At 60.5% G+C, this 19072-nt stretch carries 23 protein-coding genes; 12 read left to right on the top strand and 11 right to left on the bottom strand.

The features are described from left to right. The first annotated feature begins 64 nt into the window (after positions 1–64). From mmsA to araD, 4 genes are all read left to right on the top strand, one after another. A complete protein-coding gene (mmsA, locus tag ACT54B_RS01050; RefSeq protein WP_476042188.1) occupies positions 65–1579 on the top strand; it encodes a multiple monosaccharide ABC transporter ATP-binding protein in 1515 nt (504 codons plus the stop codon). A gap of 12 nt (positions 1580–1591) precedes the next feature. Beyond that, on the top strand, positions 1592–2794 hold the full coding sequence (gene mmsB, locus ACT54B_RS01045; RefSeq protein WP_476042186.1) for a multiple monosaccharide ABC transporter permease: 1203 nt from the start codon (positions 1592–1594) through the stop codon (positions 2792–2794). A gap of 13 nt (positions 2795–2807) precedes the next feature. Continuing rightward, positions 2808–3803: an AraD1 family protein gene (araD1, locus tag ACT54B_RS01040; protein ID WP_476042183.1), complete on the top strand. Its 996-nt coding sequence runs from the start codon at positions 2808–2810 to the stop codon at positions 3801–3803. 98 nt (positions 3804–3901) lie between these two features. Further along, positions 3902–5644, top strand: a complete 1743-nt coding sequence (gene araD, locus ACT54B_RS01035; RefSeq protein ID WP_476042182.1) for an L-arabinonate dehydratase — start codon at positions 3902–3904, stop codon at positions 5642–5644. A gap of 118 nt (positions 5645–5762) precedes the next feature. On the opposite strand, the gene ACT54B_RS01030 is transcribed toward araD, so the two are convergent. Genes ACT54B_RS01030 through ACT54B_RS01020 form a run of 3 tightly spaced genes read right to left on the bottom strand, consistent with a single transcriptional unit; the run spans position 5763 to position 8162 of the window. Beyond that, on the bottom strand, positions 5763–6302 hold the full coding sequence (locus ACT54B_RS01030; RefSeq protein ID WP_476042180.1) for a hypothetical protein: 540 nt from the start codon (positions 6300–6302) through the stop codon (positions 5763–5765). Then, a complete protein-coding gene (locus ACT54B_RS01025; protein WP_476042178.1) occupies positions 6295–7347 on the bottom strand; it encodes an SAM-dependent methyltransferase in 1053 nt (350 codons plus the stop codon). Before ACT54B_RS01025 ends, ACT54B_RS01030 begins: the two co-directional genes overlap by 8 nt. After that, on the bottom strand, positions 7344–8162 hold the full coding sequence (locus ACT54B_RS01020; protein WP_476042176.1) for a DUF1295 domain-containing protein: 819 nt from the start codon (positions 8160–8162) through the stop codon (positions 7344–7346). Before ACT54B_RS01020 ends, ACT54B_RS01025 begins: the two co-directional genes overlap by 4 nt. A 167-nt stretch (positions 8163–8329) precedes the next feature. On the opposite strand from ACT54B_RS01020, the gene ACT54B_RS01015 reads away from it, so the two are divergent. Next, a complete protein-coding gene (locus tag ACT54B_RS01015; RefSeq protein ID WP_476042174.1) occupies positions 8330–8713 on the top strand; it encodes a DUF2147 domain-containing protein in 384 nt (127 codons plus the stop codon). On the opposite strand, the gene ACT54B_RS01010 is transcribed toward ACT54B_RS01015, so the two are convergent. Further along, entirely contained in the window at positions 8706–9311 is a 606-nt protein-coding gene (locus tag ACT54B_RS01010; protein ID WP_476042173.1) for a cysteine hydrolase family protein, read from the bottom strand. The genes ACT54B_RS01015 and ACT54B_RS01010 overlap by 8 nt on opposite strands. Positions 9312–9444: 133 nt before the next feature. Between ACT54B_RS01010 and ACT54B_RS01005 the strand changes: the two genes are divergently transcribed. The 3 genes from ACT54B_RS01005 (at position 9445) to ACT54B_RS00995 (ending at position 11049) form a co-directional block, all read left to right on the top strand. Next, on the top strand, positions 9445–9990 hold the full coding sequence (locus ACT54B_RS01005) for a DUF4142 domain-containing protein (RefSeq protein ID WP_476042171.1): 546 nt from the start codon (positions 9445–9447) through the stop codon (positions 9988–9990). A gap of 56 nt (positions 9991–10046) precedes the next feature. Next, the gene (locus ACT54B_RS01000) at positions 10047–10526 is read left to right on the top strand and encodes a pyridoxamine 5'-phosphate oxidase family protein (RefSeq protein ID WP_476042170.1); all 480 of its coding nucleotides are present in this window, start codon (positions 10047–10049) and stop codon (positions 10524–10526) included. A gap of 136 nt (positions 10527–10662) precedes the next feature. Further along, positions 10663–11049, top strand: a complete 387-nt coding sequence (locus tag ACT54B_RS00995) for a hypothetical protein (RefSeq protein WP_476042168.1) — start codon at positions 10663–10665, stop codon at positions 11047–11049. A 107-nt stretch (positions 11050–11156) separates the two neighbouring features. Here ACT54B_RS00995 and ACT54B_RS00990 read toward each other — a convergent pair whose 3' ends face one another. Together ACT54B_RS00990 and ACT54B_RS00985 are read right to left on the bottom strand one after the other, a co-directional pair. After that, on the bottom strand, positions 11157–11423 hold the full coding sequence (locus ACT54B_RS00990; RefSeq protein WP_476042166.1) for a hypothetical protein: 267 nt from the start codon (positions 11421–11423) through the stop codon (positions 11157–11159). Positions 11424–11635: 212 nt separating this feature from the next. Then, the gene (locus ACT54B_RS00985) at positions 11636–12535 is read right to left on the bottom strand and encodes a hypothetical protein (protein WP_476042165.1); all 900 of its coding nucleotides are present in this window, start codon (positions 12533–12535) and stop codon (positions 11636–11638) included. Positions 12536–12843: 308 nt separating this feature from the next. Between ACT54B_RS00985 and ACT54B_RS00980 the strand changes: the two genes are divergently transcribed. Beyond that, positions 12844–13101: a DUF2171 domain-containing protein gene (locus ACT54B_RS00980; RefSeq protein WP_476042163.1), complete on the top strand. Its 258-nt coding sequence runs from the start codon at positions 12844–12846 to the stop codon at positions 13099–13101. Positions 13102–13158: 57 nt separating this feature from the next. Here ACT54B_RS00980 and ACT54B_RS00975 read toward each other — a convergent pair whose 3' ends face one another. After that, on the bottom strand, positions 13159–14778 hold the full coding sequence (locus ACT54B_RS00975) for an ATP-binding protein (RefSeq protein ID WP_476042161.1): 1620 nt from the start codon (positions 14776–14778) through the stop codon (positions 13159–13161). 226 nt (positions 14779–15004) lie between these two features. Between ACT54B_RS00975 and ACT54B_RS00970 the strand changes: the two genes are divergently transcribed. Then, entirely contained in the window at positions 15005–15277 is a 273-nt protein-coding gene (locus ACT54B_RS00970; RefSeq protein ID WP_476042160.1) for a hypothetical protein, read from the top strand. 237 nt (positions 15278–15514) lie between these two features. On the opposite strand, the gene ACT54B_RS00965 is transcribed toward ACT54B_RS00970, so the two are convergent. From ACT54B_RS00965 to ACT54B_RS00955, 3 genes are read right to left on the bottom strand one after another with little or no spacing between them, the layout of a single operon-like run. After that, the gene (locus ACT54B_RS00965; RefSeq protein ID WP_476042159.1) at positions 15515–15697 is read right to left on the bottom strand and encodes a hypothetical protein; all 183 of its coding nucleotides are present in this window, start codon (positions 15695–15697) and stop codon (positions 15515–15517) included. A 34-nt stretch (positions 15698–15731) separates the two neighbouring features. Beyond that, positions 15732–16013, bottom strand: coding sequence for a hypothetical protein (locus ACT54B_RS00960; protein ID WP_476042157.1), 282 nt, complete (start codon positions 16011–16013; stop codon positions 15732–15734). Then, complete coding sequence (locus ACT54B_RS00955; protein WP_476042156.1) at positions 16013–16192, bottom strand: hypothetical protein; 180 nt, start codon at positions 16190–16192, stop codon at positions 16013–16015. The genes ACT54B_RS00960 and ACT54B_RS00955 overlap by 1 nt, the downstream gene beginning before the upstream one ends. A 120-nt stretch (positions 16193–16312) precedes the next feature. Between ACT54B_RS00955 and ACT54B_RS00950 the strand changes: the two genes are divergently transcribed. After that, the gene (locus tag ACT54B_RS00950; protein WP_476042155.1) at positions 16313–16540 is read left to right on the top strand and encodes a hypothetical protein; all 228 of its coding nucleotides are present in this window, start codon (positions 16313–16315) and stop codon (positions 16538–16540) included. Between the two features lie 78 nt (positions 16541–16618). Here the strand turns inward: ACT54B_RS00950 and ACT54B_RS00945 are convergent, their stop codons facing one another. After that, positions 16619–17119, bottom strand: a complete 501-nt coding sequence (locus tag ACT54B_RS00945; RefSeq protein ID WP_476042153.1) for a YciE/YciF ferroxidase family protein — start codon at positions 17117–17119, stop codon at positions 16619–16621. A gap of 339 nt (positions 17120–17458) precedes the next feature. Here ACT54B_RS00945 and ACT54B_RS00940 point away from each other — a divergent pair, with 339 nt between their 5' ends. Continuing rightward, positions 17459–18997, top strand: a complete 1539-nt coding sequence (locus tag ACT54B_RS00940) for a sensor histidine kinase (protein ID WP_476043447.1) — start codon at positions 17459–17461, stop codon at positions 18995–18997. Positions 18998–19072: the final 75 nt, after the last annotated feature.

Here is a 19072-nt window from a genome sequence, read left to right as displayed (position 1 = left end):
TGCCAATTGACAGCCCGCCGCTTGCATGCAGGCGGCGGGCAGTTCCATGCAATAGGGAGGCAACATGGCAGCGCTCTTGGAAATGCGGGACATCAGCAAGGTGTTCCCAGGCGTTCGGGCCCTCGATCATGTCAATCTCAGCGTCGAAGCCGGCGAGATTCACGCGATCTGTGGGGAGAACGGGGCCGGCAAGTCGACACTGATGAAGGTTCTTTCGGGCGTCTATCCGCACGGAACCTATGAAGGCGACATATTCTACGATGGTGCGCCGCTGACCAACCGGTCGATATCGGATTCCGAAGCGAAGGGCATCATCATCATCCATCAGGAGCTGGCGCTCGTGCCGCTTCTTTCCATCGCCGAGAATGTGTTCCTCGGCAACGAAGTGGCCACGGGCGGGGTCATCAGCTGGCCTGAAACCTTTCATCGCACCGAAGCCTTGCTGAAGAAAGTGGGCCTGACCGAGCCGCCGGGAACGCTGGTCGACAAGATCGGCGTCGGCAAGCAGCAGCTGGTGGAAATTGCCAAGGCGCTCTCCAAGAATGTGCGGTTGCTGATCCTCGACGAGCCGACGGCCGCGCTTCAGGAAAACGACAGCCAGAAGCTGCTCGACCTGCTGCTGGAGCTGAAGGCGCAGGGCATCACCTCCATCCTCATCAGCCACAAGCTCAATGAAATCTCGCGCGTCGCAGACCGTATCACCATCATCCGCGATGGATCGACCGTTTCGACCCTGTCCCGCGAGGAGATTTCCGAAGACCGCATCATTCGCGACATGGTGGGCCGGGACATGGCGCATCGATATCCCGAACGCACCCCTGCCGTCGGCGACGTGCTGATGGAGGTGAAGAACTGGTCCGTATGGCATCCGGAACAGCAGGCGCGGCAGATGATCCGCGACGTGTCCTTTCATGTCCGCAAGGGTGAAATCGTCGGCATTGCCGGCCTGATGGGGGCAGGGCGCACTGAGCTCGCCATGTCGATCTTCGGCCACAGCTACGGCCGCAACATCACCGGCGAGGTGCGGATGCATGGGAAGCCTGTGGACACGTCGACCGTGACCCGGGCCATCGACTCCCGCATCGCCTATGTCACCGAGGACCGCAAGGCGCTCGGCCTGGTGCTCGAGGAGCCGATCCTGCGCAACATTTCGCTGGCCAACCTTGCGGGCGTTGCGTTGCGTGGCGTTCTCAACAAGGCCCAGGAAGCGACGGTTGCCGAAGGTTATCGCAGGGCGATGAATATTCGGACGCCCTCGGTGCACCAGAGGGTGGTCAACCTGTCGGGCGGCAACCAGCAGAAGGTCGTCCTTTCCAAATGGCTGTTCACCGATCCGGAAGTGCTGATCCTCGACGAGCCGACACGCGGCATCGACGTGGGCGCGAAGTTTGAAATTTACGGCCTGATGAACCGCATGGCCGATGAAGGCCGGGGCGTGGTGATGATCTCGTCCGAAATGCCGGAACTGCTCGGCATGTGCGACCGGATCTATGTGATGAACGAAGGCGCATTCGTGGGCGAACTCACTCGGGAAGAGGCGAGCCAGGAACGCATCATGGCGCTGATCGTGAGCAAATAAGGGGAGGCTGGAATGGCAGTCGTGACAAAAGAAGAGAATGCAAATGCCAAGCCTGGCCTTGATTACCTCAAGGAGAATTTCCGCGACTACGGAATGCTGATGGCGCTGATCGCCATCGTGGTGTTCTTCCTGGTGGTCGTCCGGGCTTCGCTGGGGGTCGATTTTCTTTCGGCCCAGAACATCACCAATCTGTTTCTGCAGAATTCCTACGTCATCATCATGGCGCTCGGCATGTTGCTCGTCATCGTGGCCGGTCATATCGACCTTTCGGTCGGTTCGGTTGCCGCCTTCGTCGGTGCGCTTTCCGCGGTGATGAGCGTCAATATGGGGCTGCCCGTCTATGTGGTGGTGCCGGCTGGCCTTGTGTTCGGTGCGATTATCGGCGCTGCGCAGGGATACTGGATTGCCTATTGGCGCATTCCGTCCTTCATCGTGACGCTGGCCGGCATGCTGGTGTTTCGCGGCCTGACCCTCTGGTTGCTGGGCGGGCAGAATATCGGCCCGTTCTCGAAGGGCTTCCAGTCGCTTTCTACCGGCTTCATTCCCGATCTCTTTGCGGTCGGCCGCCCGAACCTCACGGCCGTTGCCGTGGTGGTGATCGCTTCGCTGGCCATGGTCTGGCTCGGCTGGCGGGCGCGCAAGCGGGATGCAGCCTATGGCATCCAGCAGGAACCGGCTGCCATTTTCTATGTACGCAATGCGGTCATGGCGGCGGCGCTGGTTTTCGTCGGCTGGAAGCTGGCGAGTTTCCGTGGCCTGCCGAACGTGCTGATCGTCATGACGGTGCTCACGGTCATCTATGCCTTCTTCACCGAGCAGACCACGACCGGACGGCGCATCTATGCCATCGGCGGCAATCTGAAGGCGGCGAAGCTTTCCGGCATCAACACCGAAAAGCTGGTGTTCCTGACCTTCGTGAACATGGGCGTGCTGGCAGCGCTTGCGGGCATGATCGTCACCGCCCGCCTGAACTCCGCAACGCCGAAGGCCGGTGTGGGCTTCGAACTCGACGTGATCGCGGCTGTCTTCATCGGCGGGGCCTCCATGTCCGGCGGGGTCGGCAAGATCGTGGGCGTCATCGTCGGCGCCTTCATCATGGGCGTCATGAACAATGGCATGTCCATTCTCGGCATCGGCATCGATTACCAGCAGGTGATCAAGGGGCTGGTGCTGCTCGCAGCCGTCATCTTCGACGTCTACAACAAGTCCAAGTAACGAGGAGTAGGGTATGTTGCTCTCCCAGATCAGCCTTCCCGGTGGCGGCCGCGCGGTCGTTGCCCGGGATGGGTCCGAGGCGGCTATCGTGCGCGATTCGACGAGCGTTTATGCGCTCGCTCTGGCCGCCATCGCTGCCGGCCGTAGCCTGGCCGAAGAGGTCATGACACATGGGCTGGGCGAGGCGGTGGATCTGGCCGCTGCCGCAGCTGAGGGGCGTCTGCTTCTTCCGGTCGATCATCCGGATCCGGCACATATGCACCTGACCGGAACGGGCCTCACCCATCTCGGCTCTGCGGCGGCGCGCGATGCCATGCATGCCAAGCTGGAGGCGGCCGCGGAAACGCTGACCGACAGCATGAAGATGTTCCGGATGGGCATCGACGGCGGCAAACCCGCTGCCGGTCAGCCCGGTGTCCAACCGGAATGGTTCTACAAGGGCAATGGCCATACGGCCATCGCACCCGGAAAGCCGCTTGTCTCTCCGGGCTTTGCGGAGGATGGCGGGGAGGAGCCGGAAATTGCCGGCCTCTACATCATCGGTGCGGATGGCACGCCCTACCGCATCGGCTGGGCGCTGGCGAACGAGTTTTCCGACCATGTGACCGAGCGGGTGAATTATCTCTATCTCGCCCACTCCAAGCTGCGGCAGGCGAGCTTCGGCCCGGAGATCCTGCTGGGCGACCTGCCGGCAGATATTCGCGGCACGACACGCATTCGCCGGGGCGGGCAGCTGCTATGGGAAAAGCCCTTCCTTTCCGGTGAAGCGAACATGTCCCATAGCTTCGCCAATCTGGAACATCACCACTTCAAATACGCGCTGTTCCGCCAGCCCGGCGATCTCCATGTGCATATGTTCGGCACGGCGACACTCTCGTTCGCCGATGGCATTCGAACGGAAGCAGGCGATGTGTTCGAGATCGAGGCGGCGCCCTTCGGGTTGCCGCTGGTGAACCGCCTGGACCAGGAGAGTGCCGCGGAGGGTGCAGTTGCAGTCACGGCCCTTTAGCGTTAGATGGGGCCGTTAAACGTTTTTATTTCGTCAATTCTAGGGAATGAACAGGTGCGTGGCCAAGCCCGCACCAGGACACGAAGCAGGAGAATGCCATGAGTTTCAAACCCGCACCCTGGCCGCGCAAGCTGCGTTCGCAGGAGTGGTTCGGCGGAACGTCGCGCGATGCGATCTACCACCGCGGCTGGATGAAGAACCAGGGCTTTCCGCATGACCTGTTCGACGGGCGGCCGGTGATCGGCATTCTCAACACCTGGTCGGAGCTGACGCCCTGCAATGCGCATCTGCGCGATCTGGCGGAGCGGGTGAAGCATGGCATTTACGAAGCGGGCGGTTTTCCCGTGGAAGTCCCCGTTTTCTCGGCTTCCGAAAGCGCTTTTCGCCCCACGGCCATGATGTTCCGCAACCTCGCCGCCATGGCGGTGGAAGAGGCGATGCGCGGCCAGCCGATGGATGGTTGCGTGCTGATGGTCGGTTGTGACAAGACCACGCCATCGCTTCTGATGGCTGCTGCCTCCACCGATCTGCCCTCGATCATCGTCACGGGCGGGCCGATGCTGAACGGCTATTACAAGAACGAGCGGGTCGGGTCGGGCACGCATCTGTGGAAGTTCTCCGAGGCGGTCAAGGCCGGGCAGATGACACCGGCGGAATTCGCTGAAGCCGAAGCCTCCATGAGCCGCAGCCCCGGTTCGTGCAACACCATGGGCACGGCGTCCACCATGGCCTCCATGGCGGAAGCGCTCGGCATGGCCCTTTCCGGCAATGCCGCCATTCCCGCCGTCGACAGCCGTCGCCGGGTGATGGCGCAGCTCACCGGCCGCCGGATCGTGCAGATGGTCAAGGACGATCTCAAGCCCTCCGACGTGCTGACGAAGCAGGCATTCGAGAATGCCATCCGGACCAATGCGGCGATCGGCGGGTCCACCAATGCGGTGATCCATCTTCTGGCGATTGCCGGCCGTGTCGGCATCGACCTCACGCTCGATGACTGGGATCGTTGCGGCCGCGATGTGCCGACCATCGTCAACCTGATGCCCTCGGGCAAATACCTCATGGAAGAATTCTTCTATGCTGGTGGTCTGCCTGTGGTCATCAAGCGTCTGGGCGAAGCCGGCCTCTTGCACAAGGATGCACTGACGGTGTCCGGCGAGACGGCCTGGGAGCAGGTCAAGGACGTGGTCAATCACAATGAGGACGTGATCCTTCCCGCCGAGAAGGCGCTGGCGGCTTCCGGCGGTATCGCGGTGGTGAAGGGCAATCTGGCACCGAAGGGCGCCGTCTTGAAGCCATCCGCAGCCACGCCGTCGCTGATGGTGCATCGGGGCCGCGCGGTGGTGTTCGAGGACATCGACGACTACAAGGCCAAGATCAATGACGAGGCGCTGGATGTTGACGAAACCTGCGTGATGGTTCTGAAGAACTGCGGCCCGAAGGGCTACCCCGGCATGGCGGAAGTGGGCAATATGGGCTTGCCGCCCAAGGTGCTGCGCAAGGGCATTACCGATATGGTGCGCATTTCTGATGCCCGCATGTCCGGTACGGCCTATGGCACTGTTGTCCTGCACACCAGCCCGGAGGCTGCTGCGGGCGGTCCCCTGGCGGTGGTGCGCAACGGCGACATGATCAGCCTCGATGTGCCCAATCGCAGTCTGACGCTGGAAATCTCCGACGCCGAACTGGCGGCCCGCCTGGCCGAATGGACCCCGAGGGAGGAGGCGCCTGCCTCCGGTTATGCCAAGCTGCACCATAGCCATGTGATGGGCGCGGATACGGGCGCAGACCTCGATTTCCTCAAGGGATGCCGCGGGGCTCCCGTCGGCAAGGACAGCCATTGATCCTGTAAGGAAGAAACGGTTGAGGGGCGTCCCCCTCAACCGGCTTTCCGGCTGGCCGGCCAAAGAGGCTGCGCGCCGGTGAGCATGAGAGAAAAAGATCGGCTGAGAGGCGTCCCTCTCAACCGCGCGGAACACCCGCGTAACGAAGAGCGATGAAGGTCATCAGGCTCGCCACCGAAAAGATATTAAGGGTGAACAGCGACCGCATGTCGGTGTCGTCCCAGGTGGTGGACATGAGGGGCTCGTGGCCATGCAGCAGCGCGAAGGCCGCAAAGGCGGCGATGGCCAGGCCGCGTTGCAACCATTTTTCCCGTTCGTGAAAATTCAAGGCCACCAGCATCATGCAGGGGGCGAAATAGAGCTCGGTGCCGGTCGACTGGCCCATGAAAAATCCGGCAAGCACCGTATCGATCAGTCCGATCAGCGGCACGCCGAGGCGCGCGGCCAGTGGCATGCGTTTGCCGGCAAGGGCCACCAACGCGAAAAAGGGGGCTGCCACCACGGCAGTCGGCGATGACGCCACGCCGTCCCCCGTCAGCCACCATACGTAAATCGGATAGAAGGGTTTGTTCAGCGCCACGACCCAGGCGATGGTGATGCTCGCGGCCGTCAGGGGATCGACAGCCGCCGTTGCGGTTTCGGTCCGGATCTCAGTCACCGCTTTCCCCTGTCGCGACCGGCTTCAGCAGGTAGTGCCCCACGCCCCAGACCTCTCCGTTGCCATGACCGAACAGTCCGGCCGTGGCCAGGAAGAACATGCGCCAGCGCCGGCGCCACAGGGCGGCAAGCGGCCCGTACACCTCGTTGAGGATGCGGTCGATGGCCGGGCGGTTCGCGTCGAAATTCCGGAGCCAGTCGAGTGCGGTGCGGCTGTAGTGCTGGCCGCTCCATCGCCATTCCTGTTCTACGGTGAAGAGGGACGGAAACCGATGCGGCAGGTCATGGGCCGGCATGATGCCGCCGGTGAAGAAATGCTGCGCGATCCAGTCAGTCTTGTCGGCATGGTCGAAGCGATAGGACCGGTTCTTGTGGGTGAAGACATGCAGGAACAGCCGGCCATCCGGCTTCAGCCAGCCCCGGGCTCGCTCCAGCAGGGCCTGCCAGTTCGACATGTGCTCGAACATCTCGACCGATACGATGCGGTCGAAGCGCTTGTCCGTGTCGAACACATTCATGTCCGCGGTAATGACGGTGAGATTGGAAAGGCCCCGGGACACGGCTTCGCCTTCGATAAAGGCGCGCTGCGATGCGGAGTTGGAAACGGAGGTAATGCGGCAGGCCGGAAAGCGGGCGGCAAGATAGAGCGAAAGAGAGCCCCAGCCACAACCAAGTTCAAGAATTTCCTGCCCGTCGGTAATGCCTGCATGGGAGACGGTTTCATCCAGCGCATGGGCTTCCGCTTCGTCGAGCGTAGTGGCCCGGTGCGGATAGTAGCAGCTCGAATATTTGCGGTGCTTTCCCAGGAAAAGGGCGAAAAAGGCAGAGGGCAATTCGTAATGCTGTTCGTTGGCCTCGTCCGTGTGGATGGCAACGGGAAAATGCCCCATCGCGCTTGCAAATTCCGCCTCTGCCTCTGCGGCGCCGGGTTCGCTTGCCAGACGCCGTGCCGTGCGACCGCAGAGGAAATCGATCCCGGCCAAGGTTACCGCATCGGGAATGGGTGTCCGTTCGGCCGTCTGGATGGCAAGGGCGATCATGTTCATCGTGCTGTTTCCTTGAAAGGGACGGTTTCGGTGCCGGTCCGGCGCGGACCGGGGAAGAAGGCATTCACCCGGGTCTGAAGCGCCCGGAAGGCTTCTCCCCGGGTTCTCAGCATATGCTCTTCGAGTGGCGGGATGCCGGACACATGAACGAGGAGCCAGTACATCTGGATCGGGGCGAGGACTGCAATCAGGCCGACCAGACCCATGTTGAGTGCCGCGAGCGCCACAGCGCACCAGAACAGCCATTCGAAGAAGTAGTTCGGGTGCCGGGAATAGGCCCACAGACCCGACTCCATGACAGCCGACTTGGCTTTGGGCGTGCGGCGGAACTGCTGCAGCTGACGATCGGAAATGGCTTCGCCGCCGAGGGCCACCAGCCCGAGAATAAAGGCCGGCCCGTCGAAGAGCGAGGGGAAGGGATCGTTCCCGGAGGCGGCGAGATAGGCCGCAAGCACGAGAACAAAGGCCGCGACGGCCTGGATCTGCAGAAAAACGAAAAGCCGCCACGGGGCCGCATCGCCCCACTCGGCCATCAGCTTTTCATAGCGGGGATCTTCCCCGGCGCCACGGGTTCTGAGCGCGATATGCCCACCGAGCCGGATGGACCACAGGCTGACGAGAAGGCCGACGAGCCAGCAGCGCTCGTCCGTTCCTTCCGCCAAAAATGCAGCCGCAATGCCGCCGAGGCCTACGGCAAAGGACCAGATCGTATCCACCCAGCCGCTGGCGCCCGTTACCCGCTGCACCGTCCAGGCCAGGGTCATGATCAGCGCCATCGCGATGGCGAGCGCAAGGATCACCGAGATATCCATCATGTTTCATCCATCGAATTTCTCACACGTTAAAGACGGTCCAAGGCGGAAGAAAGTTTCAGCGAGAGGCCAATAAATTGCCGATCGAGACAAAGGTGAAACTCTCTGCGGCGGTTGTTCGTTCTGCAGTTCGATAGATCGATTGTGGCAACCATAAAGGAGTATGAAGGATGTCCCTTGCTCACATCCGTGTGGCCCTGGCCGCCGCCGGGCTCTTTCTGGCATCGCAGGCACATGCCGAGGCTGGCAGCCCGATGGGCAATTGGGCCCGGGGCGACGGTGCCGCCCGGGTCAGAATATCTCCATGCGGTGACAATATCTGCGCCACCAATACCTGGATCAAGCCAGGCACGAAAAGCGAGAAGGCCGGTGACGTTCTGGTCATGACGATCAAGCCGAGCGGGACGGGCAGCTACAAGGGATCGGCATTCGACCCCCAGCGCAACATGAACTACCGCCTCTCCATGCAGGTCAAGGGAGACAGCATGACGACGCGAGGCTGTGTTCTCGGTGGGTTGCTCTGCAAAAGCGTGGCCTGGTCCAAGATCAAATAAGCGGCTTTGAACCGCCTTCGGTCCGATCCAGAAACTCCTGCGACTCCATGACGTCGGCCTGTACGGAAAAGCGGTTTCCGATGACGGACAGCGTAGCGTCGTGGGTGGGATCGGATCCGCTGCAAAGCGCATCCTTGACCAGGATCACGCGATATCCGAGATCGATCGCACCAAGCGCGGTGGCGAGAACGCAGATATCCGTTTCGCCTCCGCTGATGGCGATCGTCGTAACGCCCTCATCGGTCAGATGACGGTGCAACCGTCTGTCGAGCCAGGGCGAATAGACCGGCTTGTCGAAAACGCGGGCCGGCGGAACGAGAGCCGAAAGCGGCTCGACAAGGCCGAGAAGTGCGGGATCCAGTTTGTCCCGCGTCATCATCCACCATTTTTCGTAATAGGGACGCCACATGCCGGATGCCTGTTCGGAGCGTTGCGGCGGGATGAACCGGGTAAAGACCGTTCGTTCTGCGCAGGCTGTCGACAAGGCCGTGACGGCTGGCAGGATGCGCTCCGCCCAGTCCACATGCCAGGCGGTGTTTTCCGCAAACATGCGCTGCATATCGACGCAAAGATGTCGCCAGTTTCCGCCTGATACCATGATGAAAAACTCCTGGATATCGTGCTGAAACCCCCGTTCGCGCGACCGGTTCCCGCGTATCGCCCCTGTCGAAAGTGGGGAACCATTCCTTTCTTGCCATGTTCTCAAACCGCAACGCAGAAAGGAAAACACCATGAAAACGTCCAAACTGACCCTGGCTTTTATGGGATTTGCCGCCGCGATCGCTGTCTCTGGCCTGCCTGCCGTGGCGCAGACCACGGCTCCGGCAAACGGCACGGAAGGCAGCATGAAACTCGACAAGGCAAGTTTTGCAGCGGCGGCCGCCAGCGCAAACCAGCTTGAGATTACCTCGAGCGAGATGGCGCTGAAGCGCGCCAAGTCGCCTGAGGTCAAGGCTTTCGCCCAGCAGATGGTTACAGACCATACCAAGGCGGGGCAGATGTTTGCCACCGCGGCCACCCAGGAGGGCGTCGCCATACCGGATCAACTGATGCCGAAGCATGCATCGATGGTCCGCACACTCGAAGCCGCATCGGATGCGGATTTCGACAGCGCCTACATCGATCTGCAGACCGCAGCGCATAACGAAGCCGTATCGCTCTTCCGCAGCTATTCGGATGCGCCGGACAGCGAACCGCTGGGCAGCTTCGCCAAGAAAACCCTGCCCACGCTGGAACAGCATCTGGAGCACGTCAAAATGCTGAAGCCTGCCCCCTGAGGCAGGCTTTCTTTCCGCTAACCAGAATTACCTTCAACCGACAGGAGCATGCCCCCATGGCTCATACCGACGATATCGACCGCACCTGGACCCTGATGCAGGATATTGGCTTTTGCATGTTGTCGACCCGTACGGGCGACCACATTCGCGCCCGGCCGATGAGTGCCCATGTGGAACCGATGGAAAACGCGATCTACTTCCTGACCGATGCGCGCAGCGCCAAGGATAGCGAAGTGGAGACCCGCCCTGAAGTCGGGCTCGCCTTCTCCGATCCGGATGGGCAGAAATATGTATCAGTCAGCGGTACCGCCGTCGTTTCGAACGACCGCAACCGGATTCGCGAACTCTGGTCCACGCCCGCGAAGGCCTGGTGGGACAGCGCTGATGATCCGGATATCCGCGTGCTCAAGGTAACGCCCGATTTCGCCGAATACTGGGATAGCCCGGGTACCGTGGTCAGTTACATCAAGATGATGGCAGCGGCCGTTACCAATACCCGACCCGATCTGGGCGACAACGGGAAGGTCCAGATGTAACGGGTGATTTCGGATCATCCGGGAACAAAGCGAAACGGGCAACGTTCTTATAGCGATAGCAGGACGGTGCCCGTTTTTTGTGGGCCGTCTGTGAAAGACCGAAACCGAAGCGAGTTTTTTAAAGAGGAGACGATCCATGCAAGTCGTAGGTATGCAGGTCGTAGCGGAGCAGGGCGGCAAGCTCGGCTATACGGTGGAATTCATCGGCGACGGGGGCGACGTCGTCTCCGTCCTCGTCAAGAATGACCGGGAACAATCCATCAATCGCATGAATGCCGTGCCTTACGCCCAGCGTCTTCTGGAAGAGGTGGCCCGGCAGGAGCTGGACCTCGACGCGTTCGAGAATGGTGGGCCGTCCACGCCTTCCGATTCTCTGGCGGCAGAGCGCAGCGCCCGGTCCAAGGGCGACGTTCACACGATGGAAGAGCAGCTCGAACAGGGGCTGGAGGATACCTTCCCGGCAAGTGACCCGGTTTCGATTACCCAGTCGAGCATCGCGACATCGCCGGAAGGCAAGCGATAAAGACCAGACTGAACGGCGAAATATCGACCTAAAACAAGGCTTCCGGAGAGATCCGGAAGCCTTTGTCATGACATCTCGTCATTGCGAGCCAGAAGGGCGAGGTTTTGCTACCAGGAGCGACGCGGTGTCTGGCGGGCTGGCGATCCCCGGAACGAGGCATTGCGTCCGGCCGTCACGCCGTTGTTTAGCCGTTTTGGGCCGTTGCTGTCGCGGCCGTCCGCATCATCGGAAAAGGCAGTCAAAAGCGCCAGCATGTCTTCGGCTTCCTCAGGTCGGATAATGCCCCGCTCAGTCAGGCGTTCAACCAAAGCGGGAAGGAGACCTTCTTTGGCGAGAGCGCGCCTTTCGGTGTTTTTCGATACGGGTTTATCCATTGTCATAGCCTTTCGGTACTCAACTACGCACGAGAGCATTGCTGTTTCCTGTCTCGCCGTCCTCCGCGGCGCCTGCGAACTCCTCCCGAGAGTGTTTCCGGTCATCTCGCTTCCATCTTCTGCGGGGCGGCAATTCGGCACCACCCCTATACAGAGCCGGCGCGGCTCCTTGTCGAGCCACGCCGGGTCGTTCGTTTCATCGTCGATCAGTGTCAGGCGTCAAGTCGACTTTCATCTTCATCCCTTTGCCGGCCACCGAGTGCGGCCGCCGCACCGGCAATAAACGCGCCGATAAAGAGGGCGAGGGCCCCCAGAAGGGCCACGGTTGCCGTTCCCTTGCGGGCAGTGTCAGCGGCCTCCTGGGCTTTGACACGGGCGTCGTCCGCCTGCTTCAACACATCATCGATGCGGGTTTTCGCATCCGCTTCGGACAATCCGGTGCGGGCTGCGACCACTCGGTTCAGATAATCGCGGTCGGCGGCAGAAAGTTCCCCGTTTGCCGCCGCATAGACCAGAATTCGTCCAACTTCACGATTGCTGGCCGCCGGATCGCCGGCGCTTGCCCGGGCCGGATCGGCCGGACGCATCATCATGTCGGTGAAATAACCGATTGGATCGGCGTTGGACGTGTCGGCCTCATCGGCACCGGCAACGACGGCACCCTGCACGGCGCTGCCGACGGTATTGCTCACCGCGCTGGCGCCTGCACTGACGAGACCGCTCGCGGTCGATCCCGCCATGGCGAGCATGAGGAGCGTCGCCAGTGCCCAGGCGAGAAAGCCGTGGGCCGTATCCCGGAAGTAAACCTCGTCCGTATGAATGCCCGACCATTTCGTGCGCAGGCGTCCGGTCAGGTATCCGCCGACACCGGCCGAAAGCCATTGCACGACGATTAGCCAGATGGCCGCACTGATGCCAATGGTGGCGAGGCTGGCACTCTCGTGAGAGAAGGGCGAGACCATGGTCAGCCCAAGGCCAGCGCCCACAAGCATGAGCAGTGCGGTCAGCACCGCTGCCGCCATCGCTCCCGCAATGATCGGCCCCCAATAGACGGCCGATGAAGAGGACTCCACCGTGGGATCAGACCCATAAGTGGATACAGGGAGAGTCATGTAGTCCTCCTATCGCCAGAACAGCGCGAGCAGAATGATAATCGGAATCGGGATCCCGAGAAGCCAAAGCAGTATTCCGCGTCCGAAGCCCATGTGTACCTCCTGTCAAACCTCTGAATTCTGCGAAGTATTTCCTTGCGGCAGGCAAATTGTCATTTTGCGTTGCCGAATCTTCGAAAGAACGTTTTGATGCACCGTTGGTTCCGGTTCGTTTCGGTGATGGCGATATTATTTTGCTGCTCTCCAAGGATCGTATCGCTCGGTTCATGCGTTTCTTCTTCGCAGCCATAGAGCAAAGGAGTTTTGCCATGATCGATTCACAATCCATCCGCGAACATGCCGAAGTGATCGGCTCCGACGGCCAGCATGTGGGAACCGTCGACCGTGTCGAGGAGGGCCGCATCAAGCTCACCAAATCGGAAAACCCGGCGGGCCATGCGGGCCACCATCACTTCATCGATATGGCGCTGGTCAAGTCGGTGGAAGCGGGCCGGGTGCAGCTCTCGGTCGCCGCTTCGGAAGCGGTCACCAAGGAACAGGAACAGAGCGGTCGTTCTGTAAACTAAGCCTTTAGGGCCTCTCGCAAAGGCGTGGTGCAACCCATCGGGTTCTCCACGCCTTTTCTATTTGCGGCGCAGGATCTCGGATACCTTGGTCGAAAGCTGTTCCAGCGTGAAGGGTTTCAGCAGGAGATTGATCCCCGGTTCTACCGTGCCGTTCTGCACGATGGCGTTGCGGGTGTAACCGGTGGTGAAGATCACCTTTACGCCCGGAAAACGGTCGCGGACGGCATCGGCCACCAGTTTGCCGTTCATGTCCGGCATGACCACGTCGGTGAAAAGCAGGTCTATCTTCATGTGATGGTTTATCTGCTGGAGCGCGTCGCGGCCGCCCGAGGCTTCGACGACCGTGTAGCCGATTTCCCGGAGGGCCTCGACGGTCATCTGGCGCACATTGTCTTCATCCTCCACGACCAGCACGACTTCGTCGCGCAGTCGCTCGAGCGGGGCTTCGTGAGAGCCGGCGCTGGCCTCGACAACAGCGGTCTGGCCGGCATGGCGCGGCAGATAGAGGTGGACGCTCGTCCCCTGTCCTGCGGCGGACTGCAGGCGAATATGGCCACCGGTCTGCTTGATCCATCCGAAAACCTGGCTGAGGCCAAGTCCGGCACCGTTTCCGGGTCCCTTGGTGGTGTAGAATGGATCGAAGGCCCGCTCTATGACCTGCGGCTCCATTCCGCATCCCGTATCGGTTACCGATAGCCGCACATAGTGTCCGGGTCGGACTTCCGGATGGGCTTGCAGATATTCGGAGTCCAGCTCGGCATTTTCCGCGGCGATGGTCACCAGCCCTCCCTGCGGCATGGCATCGCCGGCGTTCAATGCAAGGTTGAGCAGGGCCTGTTCCAGTTGCGTGGGATCGGCATAGACCGGCCACAGCTTCTCCGCCAGTTTCAGTTCTATCGCAATGTCTGCATCCAGGTGCCGGGCAAGCAGTGCGGGCAAGCGTTCCAGCTCGGTGGCGGGATCCAGAATTTCCGGGCGAAGGGTCTGGCGCCGTGAAAAGGCGAGGAGGCGGCTCGTCAGCGAGGCGGCACGCTTGGCGCTATCGCGCGCATTGCCGAGCAAGGTTCCGACCTCCTCGGTCTGCCCACGCGCCAGCCGCCGTTCGGCAATATCGAGACTGCCGATGATGACGGCGAGCATGTTGTTGAAATCGTGCGCGAGACCACCGGTCAACTGTCCGATCGTATCGATTTTCTGCAATTCGCGCATCTGGCTCTGGGTGGACACGTGCTCGCTCATCTCCAGCCGGATCTGGTCTGCCCGTTCCTCGACCAGTCGATCGAAATGACCGCGAATTTCCGCCAGCTCCCGCTCATGCTCCGCTTTCACCCGCAGTGCGCCCAGCAGGCCGTCGATCAGCGTGACGACCAGAACGCCGTTGAGCGCGAAGCCGGCGAGGCCGACGATCTGCACCGAGGAGAGTGAACCGCCGTTCCCGCTCCAGTAAAGATGATACTGACCCATGAAACAGCTCAGCATCACACTCAGGAGACCGGGTCCGATGCCGCCAAAAAAGGCGGAGATGATCACCGGCGGTATGAAAAGCAAGTAAGGGAACGGATCGAGATATTCATCTGCCGCCATTCTCAAGGCAAAAGCGATGCCGACCGTCACCAATGCGAAGACGTAGCCGAGGATAGAGTTTCGCCGAAGGCCGGCAATGAGCAGAAGATCCATGTATGCCACCACGTCGTAGCTGGCTTCAGACAGTAAGCAAATAAGAACTAAATCGATTGTAACTATTAGGGCGAAGCGTTTTCGCTACAAGGTGCGATTTCTTATATTTGAATCGATGATGCCCGAATTGTTTATCTTCATTCACCATGGAAGTCGCCTTTGTTGATGGAACAGCCCTTCGTTTGCAGGCGTTGATCTGCGTAAGGATAACCAAGCGGAGATCACCATGAGTTCGTCGACGACCACCACCGATCACAAGACCATTCGCCAATGGGCCGAGGCCCGACGCGGCCATCCCGCGAAGGTCCGGACCGAAGGCGAGGGCGGCATTCTCCGGATCGACTTCGGCAAGCCGGAAGACACGCTCGAACGGATCGAATGGGAGGAATTCTTTCAGATTTTCGATGAGAGCAGTCTGGCCTTTCTCTACCAGGATCAAACCGCCGATGGTGAAAAGAGCCGCTTCAACAAGTTTCTCATGCGGGAAAAGCAGTCATAAGGCAGGGCTGAAACGGTCATCGAAACGAGATCCACGTGCTGGCCGAGCCTTACTTCCGGCTCCGCCGGCCGGCCCGATCTGCTGCATCCCTTCATGATCAGAACCGATGTCTGTCCCGTCGCCTGAGCCTGTCGGCGGGGCAGGAATAGGGCCTGACGGAACTGGCGATTCATCAGGCCTTGCTGTCAGCCGGAAGCGTCATCGCCACCGAAAGACATCCGGCACTGTCAGGCCGGCTCAATTCGGCAATGGCAGACGGCGGCAGTAGCGGGCCGGTTCCCGGTTTTCATCCGGGTTGGGCACGGGCGTCTCGTCGGGAAAGCGTTCCCATTCCGGTTCATCGACCGGGAAATCCTCACCCCACAGATGTGGTGGCGGATCGGCGGGTTTTGGTTGCGAAGGCGTGGGGCTCGGTATCATGGCTTGCTCCTGTTGTGTGTGTGCCAAGGGAAGGCTAGCGGCCAAGGGCGGTCGCTTCCGGCCGTTCCCTGTTGGCTCTGACGAGCGCGGCCGCCAGAAGGGCCTGCAGCTCCTCGTGGGCCCGTCCCTTGATTGCAAAGGCGGGGTCGGGTTCCACGACCCCTGGATCTTCCTGATGATCCTGGACATTTTCCGTTTCGGACCGGTATTGCTCCAGCATGGCGGCGAAGCGTGGATCGCCGGCCAGCATCGTCAGGATCTGAAGCAGCAGCTTGCGATAGGCATTCAGACGCGCCTCGAATTCCAGCGCGTCCATCAGATCATGCCCCTGCGGGCATTTCGGTTGATGGAAAAGCTGGAAGACGCTGCCCTGTCCCGATCATATCCGGCGGCGGCCTCTATCGGGGGCAGGCGGTTGAGCAGGTAGGACGCAATAAGGAGGCCGAGCAGCAGAGGCCCGTCTACGAGGATCAGGAGCCAGAGGAATTCGGTCATGGGTCACCTTTTCAGTTGACTGGACTGTTGCCCGTAAACACCCCGGAACCCGGATCGTTCCCATGGAACCAAAGGCCCCGTTTGGCGTTAGAGCCGAAACCAGCGGAGGAAAAAATTGCCATGGAACGTCCGGATAACACCCGCCACCACCTGCAGCTCCATTTCGATTTCCTGAGCCGGAAAGCCCTTCTTTCGGTGAATGGCCGCGGCTATGTTCTCCCTGACCGTTATCCCAACAAGGAAACGGCGGAAGTGGCTGCCCAGAAATATGCCGTGGAGGAACTGGGGCTGGGCCGCAGCGAGCAGACCGGCGTGGCCGCTTCCGGCCTGTCGATCTGGCTGCACTAAAGGCGACGACTTCAATCGGGTTTGCATGAAAAAGGCCGGCGGAAACAATCCGCCGGCCTTTCGCTTGAGAATGCCGGGTCAGGCTGCCTTGCGTTCGGCGGCCGCATTGAGCGCGGTTTCGGCGAGGGTGGTCAGCGACGTGTCGGTATTGGTTTCTTCCTTCAGCGTCTGTTCCAGAAGCTTGGCGGCATCCGTGTGGCCAAGCTGCTTTGCCCAGGCGGCGAGGGTGCCGTAGCGGGTCATTTCGTAATGCTCGACAGCCTGCGCGGACGAAATCAGTCCCGCATCGAGGGCAGGGGAACCCTTGAACTCTTCCATGATTTCCTCGCCCTCGGCGATGATGCCCTGGATGGCTTCGCAGGTCTTGCCCTGAGCGCGCTTGCCGATGATTTCAAACACCTGCTGCAACCGTTCCACCTGGCCCTCGGTTTCCTCGCGGTGTTTTTCGAAGGCCTGGCGAAGTTTATCCGACTGTGCCGCCCGTGCCATCTTGGGCAATGCTTTGAGAATTTGACGCTCGGCGTAGTAAATATCCTTCAGCGTATCGTAAAAAAGGTCCTGAAGCATTTTCTGAGCCATGGGTATTCACTCCTCTTGATAGAATTCTTTAGGCCCCCTGCCCAAGAACCGACAAGCTCACCGATTGTTCCGACCCTGTCATTATTGACGGGGAATTTATCGGATGCGACTTTTGACAGTGGAATAATTTCCCTTTGTCGTGAAATAACTGATGCGTCATACAAGGGATTCGATAAACATACGCATGGCAATCTCCGCTTGTGGATTTTGCCTTCGGGGGTTGCGCGGACGGGTCCGTGCAAGGTCCGGCCTTCGGGCAAGCGGCGGGACGGTGTTCGGATTTCGGTCAGGATGCTTCCCGCATTCGGGATTTGCGAAGGGGGGCTCCTATTGAACGACGTGGGCACATCGGTGCTTCGTGGCCGCAAGGGCTTGCCTGTGCTGGCGATCGGCATGGGTACGGCCTTTTTCATTGCGATCATCGGGTTGACCGGGCTGATGGTCTGGCAGAACTACAGGTCTGCCATCAGTGCGGGCGAAGCGCGCGCGATGTCGTCCGCCCATGTGGTGGCCGCGAATCTGGAATGGATGATCGAGGCAAGCGATCAGGCCCTGCGCCGCATCGATGCGGTGCTGGCGGACAAGCCGATCCAGTCGATGAGCGATACGGCGGACGATCTGGCCCAGGCGGTCAGCGGACTTCCGGCGGGCTTCCAATATGCTGTCTATGACGAGAAGGGCCGTCTGAGGCTTTCCAACATCGCCAATGCTCCGACCATCGACGTCTCCGATCGAAGCTATTTCCAGAAGGTGCAGACGACCGAGCAGACGGTGATTTCGCCCCAGCTGGTGGAGCGGATCAGCAAGGAGCAGGTCTTCGTGATCGCCCGTGGCCTGAAGCGCGGCAATGTCTTTCATGGTGCCGCCACGATTGCCATTCCGGTCAGCAAGCTGGTGGAATTCTGGAGCAGCATGCAGCTCGGGGCCTATTCCACCATCGGCGTGATCGGGGATGATGGCTGGCTGGTGGCCCGCTACCCCGCCGTGTCGAAGAGCATGCAGCTCAAGGATCTCCCGATTTTCGATCCGCCGCTGCGGTGGCAGCAGAGCGGTTTCTATCACAGCGATGTTTCTCCGGTGGATCACAAGTCCCGGATCGTGGGTTTCTGGCGGGTCAACAAGTGGCCGCTCATCGCCGTGGCGGGGATCGAGCGCAAGGAAACGCTCAGCATTTTCTGGACGACGCTGAAGCAGGAAGTGGTCTTCGGCCTGCCCATGATCGCCCTTCTTCTGATCGAGGCCGTATCGATCGCCGGTCTGCTGCGCGCCTACGTGGCCCGCAATGGCGAACTGGAAAAGGCACTGGAGCGTAACAATTTCCTGTTCCGCGAAATTCACCACCGGGTGAAGAACAATCTCCAGGCCGTCTCGGCGCTGGTGCGGCTTCAGCCCCTGCCGGATCAGGCGCGCAAGGAAATGGTGAACCGCATTTCCGCAATGATAGCCGTTCACGAACAGATCTATCAGTCCGACCAGTTCGACAGGCTGGAAGCGGCCCCCTATCTCACCCGCGTGGTGACGGAAATCGCCCGCGCCTATAACCGGGATGTCGACGTGCATTTCGACATGGAGGATATTTTTGTCGATCGCGACCAGGCGCTTCCCATCGGGCTGGTCGTCAATGAAGTGGTGTCCAATGCCTTCAAATATGCCTTCGAGGGCAAGGAAAGAGGACGGCTGGACGTCAATCTGCGGCAGGCGGACGGGTTTACCGTCCTGACGATCCGGGATGACGGGCCGGGCTTCGATGCCGACGTCGCTTCAAAGGGAATGGGCAGCAAGCTGATTGCCGGATTCGTCGCGCAGTTGGGTGGACGTTACGCCTTTGCATCGGACAAGGGCGCCGTTTTCACCATGACCATACCGGTTGTAGGCTGAAACGGAGACCCGTGACAGGGATAGTGCGTTTCGTTGTCTTGCGAAACGGTGCAATCGCCCTATCTCGCTTCAGGG

The sequence above is a fragment of the Gellertiella sp. DMC107 genome, from assembly GCF_056313605.1.
The sequence above is the reverse complement of the archived record's forward strand: the minus strand, read 5'-3'. Positions and strand labels throughout refer to the sequence as shown.

Coding starts and splice junctions, on each gene's coding strand:
- mmsA (WP_476042188.1), top strand. CDS start 65: ATGGCAGCGCTCTTGGAAATGCGGGACATCAGCAAGGTGTTCCCAGGC.
- mmsB (WP_476042186.1), top strand. CDS start 1,592: ATGGCAGTCGTGACAAAAGAAGAGAATGCAAATGCCAAGCCTGGCCTT.
- araD1 (WP_476042183.1), top strand. CDS start 2,808: ATGTTGCTCTCCCAGATCAGCCTTCCCGGTGGCGGCCGCGCGGTCGTT.
- araD (WP_476042182.1), top strand. CDS start 3,902: ATGAGTTTCAAACCCGCACCCTGGCCGCGCAAGCTGCGTTCGCAGGAG.
- ACT54B_RS01025 (WP_476042178.1), bottom strand. CDS start 7,347: ATGAACATGATCGCCCTTGCCATCCAGACGGCCGAACGGACACCCATT.
- ACT54B_RS01020 (WP_476042176.1), bottom strand. CDS start 8,162: ATGATGGATATCTCGGTGATCCTTGCGCTCGCCATCGCGATGGCGCTG.
- ACT54B_RS01015 (WP_476042174.1), top strand. CDS start 8,330: ATGTCCCTTGCTCACATCCGTGTGGCCCTGGCCGCCGCCGGGCTCTTT.
- ACT54B_RS01010 (WP_476042173.1), bottom strand. CDS start 9,311: ATGGTATCAGGCGGAAACTGGCGACATCTTTGCGTCGATATGCAGCGC.
- ACT54B_RS01005 (WP_476042171.1), top strand. CDS start 9,445: ATGAAAACGTCCAAACTGACCCTGGCTTTTATGGGATTTGCCGCCGCG.
- ACT54B_RS01000 (WP_476042170.1), top strand. CDS start 10,047: ATGGCTCATACCGACGATATCGACCGCACCTGGACCCTGATGCAGGAT.
- ACT54B_RS00995 (WP_476042168.1), top strand. CDS start 10,663: ATGCAAGTCGTAGGTATGCAGGTCGTAGCGGAGCAGGGCGGCAAGCTC.
- ACT54B_RS00990 (WP_476042166.1), bottom strand. CDS start 11,423: ATGGATAAACCCGTATCGAAAAACACCGAAAGGCGCGCTCTCGCCAAA.
- ACT54B_RS00985 (WP_476042165.1), bottom strand. CDS start 12,535: ATGACTCTCCCTGTATCCACTTATGGGTCTGATCCCACGGTGGAGTCC.
- ACT54B_RS00980 (WP_476042163.1), top strand. CDS start 12,844: ATGATCGATTCACAATCCATCCGCGAACATGCCGAAGTGATCGGCTCC.
- ACT54B_RS00975 (WP_476042161.1), bottom strand. CDS start 14,778: ATGGATCTTCTGCTCATTGCCGGCCTTCGGCGAAACTCTATCCTCGGC.
- ACT54B_RS00970 (WP_476042160.1), top strand. CDS start 15,005: ATGAGTTCGTCGACGACCACCACCGATCACAAGACCATTCGCCAATGG.
- ACT54B_RS00965 (WP_476042159.1), bottom strand. CDS start 15,697: ATGATACCGAGCCCCACGCCTTCGCAACCAAAACCCGCCGATCCGCCA.
- ACT54B_RS00960 (WP_476042157.1), bottom strand. CDS start 16,013: ATGGACGCGCTGGAATTCGAGGCGCGTCTGAATGCCTATCGCAAGCTG.
- ACT54B_RS00955 (WP_476042156.1), bottom strand. CDS start 16,192: ATGACCGAATTCCTCTGGCTCCTGATCCTCGTAGACGGGCCTCTGCTG.
- ACT54B_RS00950 (WP_476042155.1), top strand. CDS start 16,313: ATGGAACGTCCGGATAACACCCGCCACCACCTGCAGCTCCATTTCGAT.
- ACT54B_RS00945 (WP_476042153.1), bottom strand. CDS start 17,119: ATGGCTCAGAAAATGCTTCAGGACCTTTTTTACGATACGCTGAAGGAT.